The organism is Streptomyces sp. NPDC058274 (assembly GCF_042881375.1).
In the GTDB taxonomy this organism is placed as follows: domain Bacteria; phylum Actinomycetota; class Actinomycetes; order Streptomycetales; family Streptomycetaceae; genus Streptomyces.
This window is the reverse complement of record NZ_JBHVXW010000012.1, coordinates 171,411-186,998: the sequence shown is the minus strand read 5'-3', so window position 1 is coordinate 186,998 and position 15,588 is coordinate 171,411. Positions and strand designations below refer to the sequence as shown.

12 protein-coding genes are annotated in these 15,588 nt (G+C 66.4%); 4 read left to right on the top strand and 8 right to left on the bottom strand.

What is annotated here, in order from left to right:
• Positions 1 to 239: 239 nt before the first annotated feature.
• Entirely contained in the window at positions 240 to 959 is a 720-nt protein-coding gene (locus ACFVYF_RS23785) for an NPCBM/NEW2 domain-containing protein (RefSeq protein ID WP_389458355.1), read from the bottom strand.
• Between the two features lie 1,393 nt (positions 960 to 2,352).
• On the opposite strand from ACFVYF_RS23785, the gene ACFVYF_RS23780 reads away from it, so the two are divergent.
• Entirely contained in the window at positions 2,353 to 3,105 is a 753-nt protein-coding gene (locus ACFVYF_RS23780) for a transposase family protein (protein ID WP_389458306.1), read from the top strand.
• 342 nt (positions 3,106 to 3,447) lie between these two features.
• Here ACFVYF_RS23780 and ACFVYF_RS23775 read toward each other — a convergent pair whose 3' ends face one another.
• Together ACFVYF_RS23775 and ACFVYF_RS23770 are read right to left on the bottom strand one after the other, a co-directional pair.
• Positions 3,448 to 4,116: a nucleotidyl transferase AbiEii/AbiGii toxin family protein gene (locus ACFVYF_RS23775; RefSeq protein ID WP_389458304.1), complete on the bottom strand. Its 669-nt coding sequence runs from the start codon at positions 4,114 to 4,116 to the stop codon at positions 3,448 to 3,450.
• Positions 4,117 to 4,121: 5 nt separating this feature from the next.
• Complete coding sequence (locus ACFVYF_RS23770) at positions 4,122 to 4,514, bottom strand: hypothetical protein (protein WP_389458353.1); 393 nt, start codon at positions 4,512 to 4,514, stop codon at positions 4,122 to 4,124.
• Between the two features lie 662 nt (positions 4,515 to 5,176).
• Between ACFVYF_RS23770 and ACFVYF_RS23765 the strand changes: the two genes are divergently transcribed.
• The 3 genes from ACFVYF_RS23765 to ACFVYF_RS23755 all read left to right on the top strand — a co-directional run bounded on the left by ACFVYF_RS23765 (position 5,177) and on the right by ACFVYF_RS23755 (position 10,018).
• The gene (locus ACFVYF_RS23765; protein WP_389458351.1) at positions 5,177 to 5,863 is read left to right on the top strand and encodes a restriction endonuclease; all 687 of its coding nucleotides are present in this window, start codon (positions 5,177 to 5,179) and stop codon (positions 5,861 to 5,863) included.
• Positions 5,864 to 5,927: 64 nt separating this feature from the next.
• Positions 5,928 to 6,323, top strand: a complete 396-nt coding sequence (locus ACFVYF_RS23760) for a hypothetical protein (protein WP_389458302.1) — start codon at positions 5,928 to 5,930, stop codon at positions 6,321 to 6,323.
• The gene (locus tag ACFVYF_RS23755) at positions 6,320 to 10,018 is read left to right on the top strand and encodes an AAA domain-containing protein (protein ID WP_389458301.1); all 3,699 of its coding nucleotides are present in this window, start codon (positions 6,320 to 6,322) and stop codon (positions 10,016 to 10,018) included. The genes ACFVYF_RS23760 and ACFVYF_RS23755 overlap by 4 nt, the downstream gene beginning before the upstream one ends.
• On the opposite strand, the gene ACFVYF_RS23750 is transcribed toward ACFVYF_RS23755, so the two are convergent.
• The 5 genes from ACFVYF_RS23750 to ACFVYF_RS23730 form a co-directional block, all read right to left on the bottom strand.
• Positions 10,005 to 12,176 carry a hypothetical protein gene (locus tag ACFVYF_RS23750; RefSeq protein ID WP_389458299.1) on the bottom strand — a complete coding sequence of 724 codons (2,172 nt, stop codon included), beginning with the start codon at positions 12,174 to 12,176 and terminating at the stop codon, positions 10,005 to 10,007. The two genes, ACFVYF_RS23755 and ACFVYF_RS23750, sit on opposite strands and share 14 nt — an antisense overlap.
• Before the next feature lie 3 nt (positions 12,177 to 12,179).
• Positions 12,180 to 13,001 (bottom strand): hypothetical protein, encoded by an 822-nt coding sequence (locus ACFVYF_RS23745; protein ID WP_389458297.1) that lies wholly within the window; start codon positions 12,999 to 13,001, stop codon positions 12,180 to 12,182.
• Positions 12,998 to 13,834: a vWA domain-containing protein gene (locus tag ACFVYF_RS23740; protein ID WP_389458295.1), complete on the bottom strand. Its 837-nt coding sequence runs from the start codon at positions 13,832 to 13,834 to the stop codon at positions 12,998 to 13,000. The genes ACFVYF_RS23745 and ACFVYF_RS23740 overlap by 4 nt, the downstream gene beginning before the upstream one ends.
• A gap of 545 nt (positions 13,835 to 14,379) precedes the next feature.
• Positions 14,380 to 14,775 carry an Imm7 family immunity protein gene (locus ACFVYF_RS23735; protein ID WP_389458293.1) on the bottom strand — a complete coding sequence of 132 codons (396 nt, stop codon included), beginning with the start codon at positions 14,773 to 14,775 and terminating at the stop codon, positions 14,380 to 14,382.
• Positions 14,776 to 14,828: 53 nt separating this feature from the next.
• The gene (locus ACFVYF_RS23730; protein ID WP_389458291.1) at positions 14,829 to 15,584 is read right to left on the bottom strand and encodes a hypothetical protein; all 756 of its coding nucleotides are present in this window, start codon (positions 15,582 to 15,584) and stop codon (positions 14,829 to 14,831) included.
• Positions 15,585 to 15,588 lie beyond the last annotated feature (4 nt).

The window sequence follows — 15,588 nt, the reverse complement described above, 5'->3', positions numbered from 1 at the left end:
CCCCACCATGGGGTCGCCCTGCTCGGCCGCTGACAAACGGCGGATAGTGACGTTCTCCCACTCAAGGGGCGCATCGTCCGGCGTCTGAATGTCGATGCCAGCGAGCGCCACGACGCCCGATATGAAGCCGCTCGTCATGGGCGGATTGTCCGTCTTTGTTCCGTATGGGTAAAACAGGTTTTCTTATTCGTCTACGCCGAAGTGTTCCGCCGTACTCGGCTCATCAGCGGGGCGAGTCGTCAGGAGAATTTGGCATTGCCCCACACGGCTTCGTCGAAGCTGTTGCAATTTGTCGAGATGGAGAAGGAGCTCACCAGCTTGAGACGTCGCACGTTCAGCACATCTATGTGTGCTTGGATCGCTGCCCCAGCAGTGACGCGCTTCTCATATACGGGTTTACCGTCGGCGTATATCTCGAACGTGACGCTGAGGTCGGCGGCACGGTTATTGTCGTCCAGGCCGATCCAGGCAGAGAAGGACTGGTAGTTGGCCCCAATGCTGTATTCCCACTGCTTCGGCTCGCCACTCTCTGAGCATCGGCTCTGGAACTGGGCCACGCTATGAGGGTAGGGGACTTTGTCGATCGTTGCAGACGTTGAGTGTGACCCAATTCCCTGGGCGGCCACGGGCTCCGTATCGCTGAGGAAAAGCGGCGCCACGTTTCCGCTCGCTACAGTTGGGGAGGAGGCCAGCTCGGTCGGAGTAACACTGGCAGGTGTTGGTGAGCTGTTGCCAGGAGATGTACCGGGTCTCGTTTCTTCGCTAATTGGCGTAGAACTATCGCTGTCTGAGGGTGCTGCACTTGTTGAGGTGTTTGCATCGCTCGCGATGAATGGGGCGGCCGCGACAAGGATAGCGAGCACTACGAGGCCCCAGGCGAATAGCGAGAGGCGGACACGATGCTTCAGTACGTGGGGCTCCGATATCTCGAATGATCCCGCTTTGATGTTCCCCCTCATTCCGATCACAAGGAGCAGATAGAGCCCTGGGAGCAGGAGAAGGACGCCGCTGCCCAGGCATGCGAACTTCGTAGCGTTCAATACGCACCCCCAGACACAGATTCCCTACCCGGGGCATCCCCCACGCAGCAGCTCATCGTGACACGCTGGGGTGGTGCTGTCAGGAGGTTTGACGACACTCTCTGGCGGGTGTTACTTGGGGAGGGTACGTTCGCAGGTGGGAACACTGATCGATAGGGGGAGAAAGAACAACCGGCGTCGCGCAATCCCATTGCGGACTGGGGCCTGAACCGCCTACCTCGGGTGATCAAATACAGCACCGTGTCACGAGCCTCAGATAGTCCGTTGTGCGGTCTTGTCCGGTGTTGCCTACTCGACCGGTGGCGACAAGATTACGCGGTACGCTCAATGCCTTCCCCGCTTTCGCAGTCTCCTCGTTGATGCGGTTGTGATTGACTGCGATTCGAACTAGACCAGCTGCCCCGCCCCGTAGGTTTTGCTGTTCTTCGACATCGCTGGCGAGGTCAAAAAGTGCTCGTTTCACTCAGGAATGAGATTCTAAAACTGCGGCCCCCCGGCGAGATGCGCAGCAGCTCACCGAGCTCCTGGCTAACGGACTGTTATAGGCCTGGTTTGTTCGTCAGCAGGGCTCCGGGTTGATCCAGATCAACCTCAGCCTCTGAGAAGTCCGATCCCATTCCACTTTGAGGGGCCCAACTCTGAGGTGTCTGACGCCCGTTTGACAGCAGCTCAGCGATCTTCCTTTTGAAGATGAGGGAGAGTGCGACCGCAACAAGCAGCTATGCCGTCAGGAATTGCAAGATGGACATGCGGCGACCTTAGCGAAGCCTGGTTGTACGGGAGCGCTTCTCGTAAACGGGGGAGTGGGAGAGGCAGATGATGTCGCGCAATGGGCCTTTTGTGAACCCCAAGCGTGGTACCTTAGCCCGCACCGACCCGCAATTAATGATGCACGACAACCGGCCCCTACCCCCTGGGGGAATGGTGGCACAGCGTGTAATTATCTCGAGGGTAAGAGCGAGGCGGGCAAAACATCACGCGGGGACTCGAAGGCGAGCGGCGGGAGCTTGACCTCAGTGAGGTCAATGCGGCCAAGTTCCGCGGTCTTCTGCAACCCGTACATGGTCGCTTCTCCTCTCACCAAAGCCCCGCGTGCGCGGAGCAGTAATGGCGACGACTCGCGGGCCATCCGGTATCGCCGGACGTGAGCGCATCCCCATGACGACAAGGAGCGTCGGGCGTTCAGCGTCAGACATTGAGCTGTTTCAGAGTGGCCACTGACGGGTGACGACGCCGTCGCCCGCAACGGACAAGGATCCTGTGCCGTTGAGAGAGGTGTTCGACGTCTCAACTCATTGGCGCAGGAGCCTTGTTGGTTCCCTATCCTGCCTCACTCGACCTGCCTCATGCCCTGGTCGAGTGGGTCACCCTGCTCATTGTCACCCGCGAGGGTAATGACCGCCGTTGCAAGCTCCCGCCGCACCAGCGTGCGCTGGTCGGCCTGGTGTACCCGCGCCGGCACGACACCCTCGCCCAGCCCGCGGCCGGCTTCGGCATTTCCGTCGGCACCGCGCACGCCGACACGACAGCCGTCGTCGACCTGTTCACCGACCGCGCGCCCGGCCTGCTGCGTGCCCTGCGCGAGGCCGATCCGGACTACGTCCTGGTGGATGGCACGCTTGCGGAGTGCGACCGGGTCGGCGACAGCCGGGCCGACTTCTCCCACAAGCACCGCCGACACGGGGTGAACGTGCAGGTCGTGACCGACCCGGCCGGGCGACTGCTGTGGATCTCACCCGCACTGCCCGGCCGCACACACGACCTCACCGCCGCCCGCACCCACCGGATCATCCGGATCTGCGAACGCCAGGGCATCCCGGTCCTTGCCGATCATGCCTATATGGGAGCCGGCCCCTGGGTGACGACGGCCCTCAGACGCCCGCCGGGCCGCGGGCTCACACCCACCCAACAGACCGTCAACCGTGCGCTGTCCGCGGCCCGGGCACCGGTCGAGCGCGGCATCGCACGACTGAAGTCATGGCGCATCTTCCGCAGATCCCGGTGCAGCCCGAATCGAATGACGTCAATCGCCGCCGCCGTCCTCACCCTGGAGCGGCAACGCTGAAAGACCTCCTTGACTCGCCCAAGCCGACACCCTTCCTATGACGCATCACGTGGAGTGCGCGGCGATTCTGGAGCCCGTGGCCAACGGCGCCTGACCTGTGGGTTCGCCGATGGCTGGGCGGTTCGATCTGTTTCCGGTCAGCCATCAGGTTGAGTAGATCGGCTGCCTGCCCTACGCGTTCTGAGCTGCTGTTTTGTGCAGTATTGGTGACCAGTTCGGCAGTAGTGCCACTCTGCCTCCCAGGAATATTGACGCTCAAACGACGCTCGTTCTGAGCGCGTGTCAGGCTCGCAGGTAAATCTGTTGGGGCGGATGTCGACGCTGTGCCGGAATGCCTCGCGATCAGTCGGCGTCCGGCTCTTCGGACTCCTCAAGAAGCAGAGCCGCGAGGGCATCGGCCCAATCCACGGCCCAGGTGCGCAGTGCGCTGATGGTGGAGTCATCGAGGCCGTAGGCGGCGAAAGCCTCGTCGTCGGTCCACTCGGCTCCTGTGAGGCTGGCCTGCAGGTCTTCCCGTTCAAAGCGGCCACGGGCGTGCCGACGGCCGAACTCTTCGAGGTCGGCCGGACTCCAGCGGCGGGATGCCGCGAAGACGTCGATCAGGTCGCGGGGGGCTCCGCGGTCGGCGAGGGCGCGGACCTTGGTCCCGATCACATCTTCTTCCGCGAGGACGGGCCCGTACGAGCTCTGGACGACCGGCCGCCAGAAAATCTCCTTGAGAATGTCGACCTCGCAGTCCTGCCCGGTGATCGGGTCGGACACGGTGAAGCGGGCGGACAGCGGGGCGGTTTCCAGCGCCTGCACCTGCCAGCCCCGCGCTTCCAGGCCGGCGCGGAGCGTGGCGGCGATGTCGGCCATGGGCGCCGGGTTCTCAGTGGCGACGTCGAGGTCCTGGCTGGGACGGCTGACGAGGCGGTGGGCCTGCACGGCGTACCCGCCAGTGAGAACCAGTGGGTATGGGGCACCGAGGGTGATCACATCCGCCAGGAGCCGTGCATGCAGCTCCGGCATGTCCGTCACGCGGCTGCCCGGGTGTGTGCGGCGAGCTCGGGGAACCCGTCCTCCCACACGGTGCGCACAGTGCGCCCGACGAGGGTGCGGAGGACCGGCCACATCTGGAGGAGCAGGTCCCGGTTGAGGTAGCGGGGCAGGTCGTCGCTCAGGCCTTCGTGCAGGACGGTGCGGTACAGGCCCATGCGCTGGCGAGGCTTGCCCAGGTCGTACGAGGCCATCCCGGACCAGGCCACGTGCAGTGGAAGCTCCACGACTCCTTCCGTGGGGCCGTGCAACTCGTCCAGCGACTCCGGCAGGCGACGCCGGAACTTCTCTTGGTACAGCGTGAGGTCCTCGGCGTAGGCGCCGGAGAGGTCTTCTTTCCCGGACGGATGGGGCTGTGAGCTGGCGGGCATGGCTCTCATTATGGCGGGCCCGCGCGGCGGCGTGGGGCATGATGGGAGAGGCGGCGGGGACGCCCGCAGCTCCCAGCCGAGCGGGCCCTCGACCTCGTCGATGACACCACCCTGCTGTGTGATGCGGCCTCGGGCCGGACGTGGGTTCGCCTCCCATCGGCGTGCCTCCGATACGACCGCTGTGCCGCTGAGGACCGTCGGCGGACTCGCGCTGAGCGAAAGGGAATGTCGCGGTCCCTTACTCTTCTCCGCCACGACACCGACCGGGCGACTCCTAGCCGAAGCCATAGGCCCGAGGGCACGCAGGGGACGCACGAGGCAATAACGTTGCCAGCGCTCCAACGCGCCACCATTTCGGCTGGTTCGGCCGAAGATGCACTGGCCGAGACGGAGGCTTTCCCGCTATTCATGGGGGCTTGGGTCGGGGAACGGGGGGATCCGATGCTGCTCGTCTTGGCATTACTGGTGATCGGCGGCACCGCTCTGGTGTCGCGGTGCGGTGGTCCGACAGCCTTCCACCGGCCGTGTCGGCGGAGGCGCAGGGGACTGTTCGCACGCTGCCGGGACCACACCTTCACCTTGATCACGGTCACCGACCTGGCGGGCCTCGCGCTGTACGGGCTGGCCTTCGGTACGTGGGCGCTCTTGGGCCCGGCCGCCTGATGCGGCGTAGGAGGAGTCAAGGAGGGTGGGCGGCCGTTCCCTGGTGGGTGTGGGGGCTGGGCGTCCTGGCCGGGGCCAGTGGCCTGTGGAGGGCGGCCGAGCTTTGGCCGGCGCCGACCGGTGTCGTGCTGACCGCCGTAGCGCTGGGGCTGGGCCTGAAGCCGGGGCGACTTGCCGTACAGAGGTGGGCCGGCCGCTCGGCGCTTCCTGCGGGACCCGTGCGATATTCGCTGGCGCATCTCGATGCCTTGGCCCCCCGGGCGTTCGAGCTGGCGATCTGTGCCCTGCTCCGTCGGGACGGACTGACGGCCCAGCATGTCGGCAGGGCGGGGGACAAGGGGGCCGACGTACTCGTCGTCGACCGCTCAGGGCGACGGGTCGTCGTGCAGTGCAAGCGGCTGCGACCGGACCGAAGGGTTGGCGACCAGGACGTGCAGCGGGTCAACGGCACATACCGCCACGATCACGGCGCCCAGTTCGCGGTGATCGTCACCACCGGAGGTTTTACGGCAGCCGCGAGAGCCAGCGGCCCACGCTACGGGATTCGCCTGGTGGACCGGGACGCGCTGGAGAGGTGGGCGGACCTGGGAGAGCCGCTGTACCGAATTCTGCGGGTCCCGGATGAGGGCCCACGACGCAGGCGCTGGGCCCCCGGATCATGGTGCCGACAAAAGTCACTAGGGTGACGGTACATCAGCAACGCTCGTAATCACCTTTCAGGGCAAGCGAGTTGGCGGTACGAGGGGGAACATGTCCGACGAGATCGAGTCCGCGCGGATCCAGGTGTTCGGCGCCGACCCGCGGCATGCGGAGCTCGAAGCGCGAGAGCTCCGTGAGGTTCTGCACCGGCTGGACGGCACCCAGGTGCGCTTTGCGTCGCCTGAAGCGTCGCGAGTTACGGAGGGTGCGAAAGGGCCGGAACTGCTGACCCCGGAAGTCGTGCTCATCCTCACCACGGGCACCCTCGCGCTGGCGAGGACCGCCATCAAGGCGTGGGTCGAGGTCCGCAAGAGCCGCAAGGTGCGCGTGGTGCATCCCGACGGAACGGTCACGGAGTTCCAGGGCGGAGTCTCCGGGCGTGAGGTGAAGGCACTGCGGGGCGGCCAGGGCGACGGGCCGGGCACCGGTTCCGGAGACGAGCGATGAGCCGTAACCATGCCTTACTTGTGGGCACCGCTGCCTACCAGGACGGGAACTTCCCCGCCCTGCCCTCCGTACGCGCAGACGTGCACTACCTGAGCCAGGTCTTGCAGATGCCGGCGGTCGGACGGTACGAGGAGTGCCTACGGGTCGAGGACTCGTCGAAAGCGGCGATCAAGCAGGCCGTCGAACGATTTCTGGGCGACCGCGAACCGGACGAACTGGTCGTGCTCTACCTCAGCGGCCACGGGGCGTACGACCGTGAGGGCGGTCAGCTCTACTACGTCACCACGGACACCGATGCGGACCGGCTCCAGCAGACCGCCCTCGAAGCCTCCTATCTGACCGACCAGTTGGAGAGATGCGCCGCTCGGCGCAAAGTCCTGCTGCTCGACTGCTGTTTTAGTGGCAGCGCGGTGCAGGGCTTTCGTACTAAGGGTGCCTCGCACTCGGCCGCCGCACCGATCGTCGAGGCCAGCGGGGTGTACGTCATCACCGCGTCGCAGCACTGGGAGCAGGCATTCACCACCGATGCGGACCAGCCCTCGCAGTTCACCAGAGCGATAGTCGAAGGTCTGCACTCGGGACAAGCGGACCTGGACGGTGACGGAAAGGTCTCTGCGAACGATCTGTTCCGGCACATCAGCCGTGACTTGAAGAAAGCACCTGACGGACGCCGGCAGACACCCACCCAGTCCAGTCTCCAGGTGACCGGAGACATCTATCTCGCCAATGCCGCCGCCGGCCGACAGATCCCCGCCCTCAAACCGTTGCCGGCCGGGCTCACCGCAGTCACCGACGGAGCCGGCGCGGTGATGCCCGCGCCGGTCAAAAGTACCGAGGCAGTGCACGACGACTCCGCCTTCACCGACAGCGACTGGGCACGACTGCTGACGTACTACCAGCACTGTCTGGAGGCGGAGAATTCCGTCGGCGAACTGCTGCCGCTGGTGGGCAGCGATCCTCCCCGTGCGGTCTGGCCGGCAGCGGAGGAGGTCCTTCTCTCCGGCACGGAAGCCACGGTACAAGCGCCGGAACGCGTCGCGGACCTCGCCGAGCGTGCCCAGAAGGACGGGGCCGACCTCTGGTACGGATACCCCGTCGCTGTCCTTTACGACGGGAAGCGGCAGGTGTGTGCGCCGCTCGCCATGCGTCAGATCGAGGTCGCACCAGGTCCGCAGGGACGCAGCACGGTGACGCCCACCGGGCCGATCGTCCTGCATCCCCAGCTCGTCCTCGACCGGTTGGGCAAGGACGAAGGCAGGGAACTGCTCGCCGCCTACCAGCCCAACTGGCGGCCGGGCTTCCGGGAGGACATGGTCCGCGACCTGCGCAGTCTGCTGCAGGAGCTGGGACTGCCCGACACGGAGCACCTCGATCCCGGAGCGCTTGGAGACGGCAGCTCGCTGTACGCCGCGCACGAAGGCGCCCGCAATGTGGCGGTCGTCTTCGCCGCCCGGTCGGACTCGGCGGCCACCGCACAGCTGATGAAGGACTACGCAACGCTACAGAAGAGCGTCGGGCAGTTCGCCGGCACCGCGCTCGGGGCATTCACGGGGCCTACGGACCCAGGAGTGGACGAGAGCGCCGAGCAGGAGGTGCAGGTCGTCGCTCCCCTGGAACTGAACGAAGGACAGGAGGCCGTCATCCGGGCCGCCATGGTGCGCAGGCTCACTGTCGCCACTGGACCGCCCGGCACCGGGAAGAGCCAGCTCATCGTCAACGCGGTCGCCACGGCCAGAGCGGCCAACCAGACCGTGCTCGTCGCGTCGACCAACAACAAGGCGGTGGACGAGGTCTGGCAGCGCTGCGAAGCCCTGGCTCCGGGCCTTCTCGTACGCACGGGCAACCAGGCGGCTGTCGAGGAGGAGTTGCGAACACTGGAGCAGCTGACCCGCATCGTCCGGCCCCACCAGTCGTCCCAGACACACCAGGGCGAGCTGCGGAACAGTCTCCGGGAGCAGAAGGCGCTGCGCCGTCAACTCGCCGAGGTCGCCCGTCGGGAGCGGGAACTGGCCCAGCTCGGCCTACTGCGCTTCTCCTACGCCGAACAACACCACGGTGACCCTCAGGTGCTCGCCACGGCCCTGGGCGACGATGTCTCCCTCGGCCGGTGGCTTCGTCGTGCTCGTACGGCAGTACGCCTCGGCATCTTCGGCGGGTGGCTGCGAAGGCGGTGCCTGCGCGCTCTCGCCCCGCTGTCCGTACAGGCCGCAGGGCACCGGGAGTTCACCGAACTGATGTCCTTCGCGGAAGCCGAGGCCGTGTGGCGGCAGAAGAGTACCGAAGCCGACGCGGTGGCGGACGACACCCAACTCCTGACGATGCTCCGGGAGGCCGATCGACGGGTCCGGGAGACGGCGGCAGCATCGCTTCAGGCGTTGGTGGCGGAGCAGGCAACGGCCGCACGTGCGGCAATTCATGACCGCATCGAGGCCGTGAAGTCACGATCACCGCGGCAGTGGTCGTCCTTGGAGCGGATCCTGCCGCAGGTGCCTGGCTGGGCCGTCACCGCCAGGTCCCCACGGCGGTTCCGGGACCGGGCCGCCCTCTTCGACCTGGTCATCGTCGACGAGGCGAGCCAGTGCTCCACGCTGGATGTGCTGCCTCTGCTCTTCCGTGCGCGGCGGGCCCTCGTGATCGGTGACCCCATGCAGTTGCAGCACATCACCACACTTCAGCCACGGCAGGAGGCCGAGGTGCACCGGGGCGCGGGGCTGCGGGCGAGCTGGCTCGACGAGCACCGGTTCGAGCACCGCCGTTACTCCTCGTTCCACGCTGCCTCCCACGCGGCCGGAGAGACTCTGCTGCTGGACGAGCACTTCCGCTGTCACCCGGACATCGTCGGCATCTCCAACCGGCATTGTTACGGGGACCGACTGACGATCCTCACCGAACCCCGGTCGCTGCGACGCCTCGAAGGAGTCGAAGCGGTTCAGTGGCTCGATGTGGTGGGAACAGCGCGCAGAGGCGGCAACGGGTCGTGGATGAACGAGGAGGAAGCGAATCGCGTCCACCTCTCCGTGGAGCGGCTGCTCAAGCGGCTGCCTGAGGACTCGACCATAGGGGTCGTCACCCCCTTCCGGGCCCAGAAGGACCTGATCGCCAAGCGCTGGGAGCACGAGTCGCGCGTACGGGTCGGTACGGTGCACACCTTCCAGGGAGGACAGCAGGACGTGATCCTGTTGTCACTCGTCGCGGGCGCGAGGATGCGCCCCAGCGCGGTCAACTGGCTCTGCCGCGAGGTGAACCTGTGGAACGTGGCCATCACCCGCGCGCGTTCGCATCTCATCGTGTTCGGCGACCGTGACTTCTGGTCGGTCCGTGCGGGGATGCCGCATGCGCTGCTGGACGCGGCTGAGGCCAAAACCACGTCGGCTTCGCCCGGCACGGAATCCGGACAGCAGCATGAGCTTGTCGGCGACCGGCTTCAACTCCTGCTGACTGGCGAGATCTCCGGAGTCCTGCTCGACAGGAACGTCACGGTCGACGGCTGTCCCTACGACTTCGACGTCCGCCGGGGTACGAGCGCGGCCCAGGTCCGGATCGACCACGGGGCGTCCACCGGCATGGAGGACGCGCGCCACCTGAGGCTCGCTCTCAGTCAGGCGGCCCTGCTGCCGAACGGTGTGCGACTGCCCGCCTGGCATGCATGGGCCGGTCGGGCGGAGCGAGTGACGGGGCGGCTCAGCGGCCGATGAGGGCGAAGCGCAGATACCGGAGCGAGGACAGCGCCCGTGCTGACCGCCTGGCCGCCGCGATCTCGGACTCCACAGCGGCCAACCGGCCGTGTGGATCGCCGAGTTGCCTGGCTCGTTGGGCGAATTGCTGACGCTGCTGGGAGGCGTGGTTGGCTGCGAGCCGGTCTTCGCTGGTGAGCCGGGCCAGTCCCGACCGCAGCTTCTTTCCCGCGTCCTCGCACGCTGTCCGGGTGGTCGTCTCCGTCTCAAGGCGGCGGTTGGACAGGTCTGTCTGCCGCCGCGCGTAGTCGGCTTCGATCGACTGGCGCCTGGCTTCGGGCAGGCTCGACGGTGCGCGGGAGGAGGCGCGGGCGTGCTGCCGTACTCGCCATGCCTCCAGAGTTCTGGCGCGGTTCTCACCGATGCCCTTGATGTCGAGGCTGCGTCCATCGGCCGTATTGATCAGCCCCGTGACGCTGTTGTACCGGCCACCGGCGCTGACAAGGGTGATGCCGGTGAAGTCGGCCGCTGTCCGGACTCCCTGCGCGGCGAGGGCCTGGACGAGTGACCGTCCGATACCGGTCAACTCCTTCTCGTGCAGGCGGGCCTTGCGCAGCTCGCCGTCGATGAAGCCCTTGCGGTGACTCGTCATCGCCTGGTCCAGAGCAGTCCGGCGCTGCACTGCGAGGGAAGCGATGGCTTTGTCGATGGCTTGCTGATCCTGGACCTTCTTCTTCTCCGCCGTTTTGACAGCCTTCTGATGGGCGCGCTCCAGTTTCGTCTGAGCGGCCGTGAGCTGACTCTTCCTGTCGGCCTCCGAAGCATCGAACCCCTGCTGCTCCCGCCGGAGTTGATCAGCGGCCCGGACGGGACCGAGCGTGGCGCGCCGCTTTTCCCGGAGCTGACTCAGGTGGGCGCGCACGGCCCTGGTCTCCGGACGTGTGCCACGGGTCGTGCGGGTGGTGAGCGCTGTGACGCCCAGTGTTCCGCCGTAGGACAGTGCTGTAACGAGCGGCGAAACGAGCTCGGCCAGAGTGAGGACGGCCGGCGCAAGCACAGCCAACGGAAGCAGGAGCCCGAGTAGTACGTCCGCTGTACGGCGGTGGGTGTACTTGCCCGGAAGCGGGCCGGAGGACGGCGCGGACGCGACCGGGTCCGGCGTGGCGGGGGCGGTGACATGGTCGTCGAGCCAGTCGGGCCTGCGTCCCGCACCAGCCGTCCGGGGGCCTGGGATGTGCGGTCCGGTTGTGGCGGCCACCGTCATCGAGAGGCGCGGGACGAGCGGCAATGGCTGCCAGGCCAGAACTTTGATCTGTTCTGCCAGGTCACGCACAGTACGGTCGGTGTGGCTGAGCAGAGTGCTGAGGCGGACGGACCCGGCAGGGTTCTTGAAGTCGTCCTCAGCCAGCAGGAGGTATTCGCCGTCCGGCTCGTGGAGGCGTGTCCACAAGGAGGGGTCGGCGGCGACGGCACGCAGCGCCATATAGATGACCCAGTTCGAGAAGTGGTCGAGTGTGCCGTCGAAGTCGTCGTCGCCCCGGGCCGGGGACTGGTAGTTGCGGTGTCCGCGTTCTGTGCTGTGACGCCCGCGCAGGGCCGGTACGAACATTCCGTCGTAGTCGACCAGCCGGAAGGTACCGTCCTGGGCGACCAACAGATTTCCGTGCTGCAGATCGCCGTGCGCGATGTCGTGCGTGGCGAGATCCGCGGTGAGTTCGGCGAACCGCTCGGCGAGCTCCCGCACCGCCGCGGTGTCCGCGTAGTGATGGTCGAGCCAGTTGGAGAGTGTCACGGCCTCCACCCAGTCCATCTTCAGGACCGGAAAACGCGATCCGTTGACGAGGATGCCGGCCGGAACGTAATCGAATCCGATCCGCCATGGCTGCGAGAGCGAATGCGGAGCGATGACGGACAGTTTGTCGCTGATCGCCTCGTAACGATCCTGCTGATCGCGTACGTGGGAGGTGAAACACTTCAGGGCAAAACGGCGGCCGGCGGTGTTCGTCAGGGAGAAGACGCTCGCGAACTGCCCGGATATGGGGCGGGGGAGGCCGAGCTTATTGGTCTGGGGCAGGGCTCCGCGGAGGTCGCGATCCAGAAAGCACACCGCGGTGTTCTGCAGAGCTTCCTGATACTCCCGCCCCGAAGGAAAGGCCAGCGGCCCCTGCGCGGTACTCATGCCTCACTGCCCCTCAACATCAATGCGCACGACAGCCACGTCGTCGTTGTGGAGTGCACCCTCTGCGCGAAGTCCCCGAAGCCACTCCGAGAAACGAGGACCGTCGTGAGGACCCGCGAAATCTGACAGCTCACCCAGAACCCGCGCGTGATCCGTGGCGGAAAGGAACCAGTGGGCGAGCGCGTCGGTCATGAGCAGCAGGCGGTCACCGGCTTCACAACTGCCTTCGGCGAACAGGGTCCGGGCCGCGATCAGCGCGCTGTCCCGGTTGAGGCTGTTGAACAGATTCGGAGTGAGGCCGAACTCGTCCGGGTTTTCCACGGGGAAGGACCGGAGCACCTTTCCGTCACGAACGTGAAAGAGGCAGCTGTCACCCAACGCGGCACATCGCCAACGCCAGTCGCCACCCGGTTTCGGGTCCATACGCAACATCAGCAAGGTGGCAGACGCTCCGTCTGTCAGCTTCGCCTGTTCGTACCACTTCAGAGGATTGCCTTGCGCCGCGCGTGCCGCGGTGTACTCCTCCAGCCACGGTTCCCAGTGCGAGACCGTGGTTTGAGCGAACGATTCAAAAGAAGTTCCACCGCGGAAGACCTGTTCGTTCTCCCAGGCGTCCTGGGCGGCGGACTGGGCCAACAAGTGAGCCCAGTCCTTGGCCAGAACGCTTTCCGTCGCCCCGTCGGACATGCCCACGGCCAGCGGGTAAACCACCAGTTCGTCGAAGGATAGAGCGGGGACGACGTGGGCGGCATCCTCGCACTCGGCTTCCGTGCTGCCGTTCTTGGGTGCGAGAAGCCGAGTGACGTAAAGGCCGCTAGACGTCACCGGAGTTCGGTGGCGCGGGTGCCGATGTCGAGGAACTGGACCACCGACGTGACGTCGGCGTTGTAGACGAAGCCGCGGGTGTTCTCGCTCACGCGCTGCCCCTGGGACGCGGCGTAGGAACGCATGTGTGTGGGCAGGGGACTGGACATGGCGAACAGCGCGCGGGCGTAGTCGTCCGGCAGATCGGTGTCCGAGTCGGGGAACGCGCTGGGAGCACCGCCGGCCGCGGAGACGTGCAGGTTGAACAGGAGCACGGCGCCGTCAGCCGTCGCATGCGCGGTGATCGCAGCCGCCGACGCGGCCGGATCGCCGTCGGTCGACTCTCCGTCGGTCAGGTTGAGGACGATGGGCGGAAAGCTGCCGGGATAGCGCTCGGTCCAGCCGGCCACCAGAGTTTCGGCGTACTTCAGCGCACGATTCATCGGGGTGCCGCCCTGCGCGACAGGGTCCATCCAGAGCGGGAACTGCACCGTGGTTTCTACCAGCCCGCCGGCGCCGTCTGGAACCTTCTTCGCCCGAGTCTCGATTCTCGCGGGGGCGTCGGCGACCTCACTCAGAGGCACCAGGTCGCGGCCGGTGAGTTCTCCTTGGAAAGCGGAGCCCACTGCCGCCCCGTAACCAATCACCGCGATATGGAAATAGTCGCGTACGCCTTCCTCTTTGGCGCACTTGACCGACAGTTCGGTCAGCAGCCGGTTGATGGCATCGGCCACCACGTCGGCCTTCTTCTTGGGGTCCTCGCCACCGATCGGATCGGTCATAGAAGTGGATTGGTCGACCAAGAAGATGAAGCAGGTCGGACTGGTGCGGCTGATCTCGGCTGTGTAGGGCATTCCGATGGCCCCTTCCCCCATTGTTGTGAAGAGCTTCGCCGGGTGCTGATGAGCAACTCGCCGGACTCGACCCCCGTGACCAGGGGCAGACTATCGGTCCTGGTGCAGGCGACGCAGGGGGATAGGGCGATACCTCGGTCAGGTGACGGCCATTTATGCGCTCACGCCGACGAATTCCGGCCAGCGGCTGCAGAGGTTTGACCCCCACTCGGGCTCCTGACAGCTGCCAAACTGCCGCGGAAACCGCCCTGACCTGGCCTTCAATGCCACGGCGCTGATGCTGATCGCTTTCCTATGACGCATCACGTGGAGTGCGTCGCGATCCTTGAGCCCGTGGCCAAAGGCGCCTGACCTCGGGTTTGTTGAGAGGGCCGGCCCGGGAAGCGCGAGCGTGCTCCCGGGTGCTCTTTTCGGCGTTGCGTTACTGAGGCCGGTCCGGTGGATCGTGAGTGTTTCGGCTTGCGGGGCCGGGGGCCCGGGGGCCCGGCCGGGAGCCCTGAGCGGGACATGGCGGCGTGCTCCTCGCGTGATGCGCCGGAGACGCCTCAGCCCGGGAAGGGGTCCTCCACGGTCGGGACGCACGGAGACAGCAGCGCCTCCGTGTGCTGCGTGATGACGCCCCGCACGAGTCTGAGCACGCGCACCTCGTTTTCGTGGTCCGGTTCCTCGTCGTCGCGAACGTGGAGGAGCCCGTAGGAACCGGGGGCGACGACGGCCACATGCTCGAACAGTTCGACGACATCAGGCGACGAGCGGTGGTTGGAGTAGCCGCCGAGGTGGATGAAGGGCTCGCCGTTCATCCACCTGAGGTCAAGCAGGTACGGGCTGTCCATCCGGGCGATGCGAAGCCGCAGCTCATCGACGATCTGCGGCAGACGGGCCTCATCGTCGTCATCAGCTGCGGTCTCCCTGACCGTGACCCAACCGTGGTACTCAAACATCCCATGATCGTAGTGAGCTGACCTGCTTCACCGTGCCGAACGCGGCATGACCCTCAACTCCCGTAGTCCTCGACCAGATTGGCGATGAGGGAGAGGAGGGCGTCGGCGCGGGATCGGTCGTCGGGCTGGTTGCGGAGGGCTTCGTCGGCTGCGCGGAGGCGGGCCAGGGCGGCCGGCTCGCGGTCCATGATCTCGTAGCGCAGCGGCACGGTGATCAGCTGCAGGCATTCGGTGAGCAGGGCCCGGGTGGCGGGGGACGGCGGGGCGGGGTCGGGGGCGGCGAACCCGGTGGACAGATAGCGGGCCGGGTCGGTCAGGCTCCAGCCGACGACGGTGCCGGCCTGGACGAGGAGTGCCACGTCGGGGGCGATGCCGATGCGGGCCTCCAGTGGTTCGTCGAGGACGTCCAGGTCGCGCAGGCAGGTCAGTACCGCCGCTCCGGGCGCGCAGCAGAGCACCGAGGTCACCTCCAGACGGAAGTCCCGGGCCTCGTCCGCGCGCAGCCCGCCCGGGTGGACGGGGGGCGAGCCGGGAATGCGGGCGCAGTCCTCGGCATCAGCGAACTCGTCGGGCAACTGGAACCTGGCGCCGACCAGTTCCCGGTCGGCCGGGTCGAACCGGAGTTCGTCGGGGGTGTCCCACAGCCAGTCCGTGCTGCCGAACGTGTCCGCCAGGAACCGCTCGCGCTCCGTTGCGTCCTGGTACTCCGCGATGAGCACGCGCGCGCTCGAGTCACCGAAGCGCGGGGTGATGCGCAGCGGTTCGTCCGTCACCGTCGCGTTCCAGTCGCCGTCGAAGGTGAGTTTCATGGTG

What these genes read in the sequence shown, in the direction of transcription:
- ACFVYF_RS23775 (WP_389458304.1), bottom strand. Translation starts at nt 4,116, where the DNA reads ATGCCGGAGCTGCATGCACGGCTCCTGGCGGATGTGATCACCCTCGGT.
- ACFVYF_RS23750 (WP_389458299.1), bottom strand. Translation starts at nt 12,176, where the DNA reads ATGAGTACCGCGCAGGGGCCGCTGGCCTTTCCTTCGGGGCGGGAGTAT.
- ACFVYF_RS23755 (WP_389458301.1), top strand. Translation starts at nt 6,320, where the DNA reads ATGAGCCGTAACCATGCCTTACTTGTGGGCACCGCTGCCTACCAGGAC.
- ACFVYF_RS23730 (WP_389458291.1), bottom strand. Translation starts at nt 15,584, where the DNA reads ATGAAACTCACCTTCGACGGCGACTGGAACGCGACGGTGACGGACGAA.
- ACFVYF_RS23740 (WP_389458295.1), bottom strand. Translation starts at nt 13,834, where the DNA reads ATGCCCTACACAGCCGAGATCAGCCGCACCAGTCCGACCTGCTTCATC.
- ACFVYF_RS23770 (WP_389458353.1), bottom strand. Translation starts at nt 4,514, where the DNA reads ATGCCCGCCAGCTCACAGCCCCATCCGTCCGGGAAAGAAGACCTCTCC.
- ACFVYF_RS23765 (WP_389458351.1), top strand. Translation starts at nt 5,177, where the DNA reads ATGCGGCGTAGGAGGAGTCAAGGAGGGTGGGCGGCCGTTCCCTGGTGG.
- ACFVYF_RS23785 (WP_389458355.1), bottom strand. Translation starts at nt 959, where the DNA reads ATGAGGGGGAACATCAAAGCGGGATCATTCGAGATATCGGAGCCCCAC.
- ACFVYF_RS23735 (WP_389458293.1), bottom strand. Translation starts at nt 14,775, where the DNA reads ATGTTTGAGTACCACGGTTGGGTCACGGTCAGGGAGACCGCAGCTGAT.
- ACFVYF_RS23760 (WP_389458302.1), top strand. Translation starts at nt 5,928, where the DNA reads ATGTCCGACGAGATCGAGTCCGCGCGGATCCAGGTGTTCGGCGCCGAC.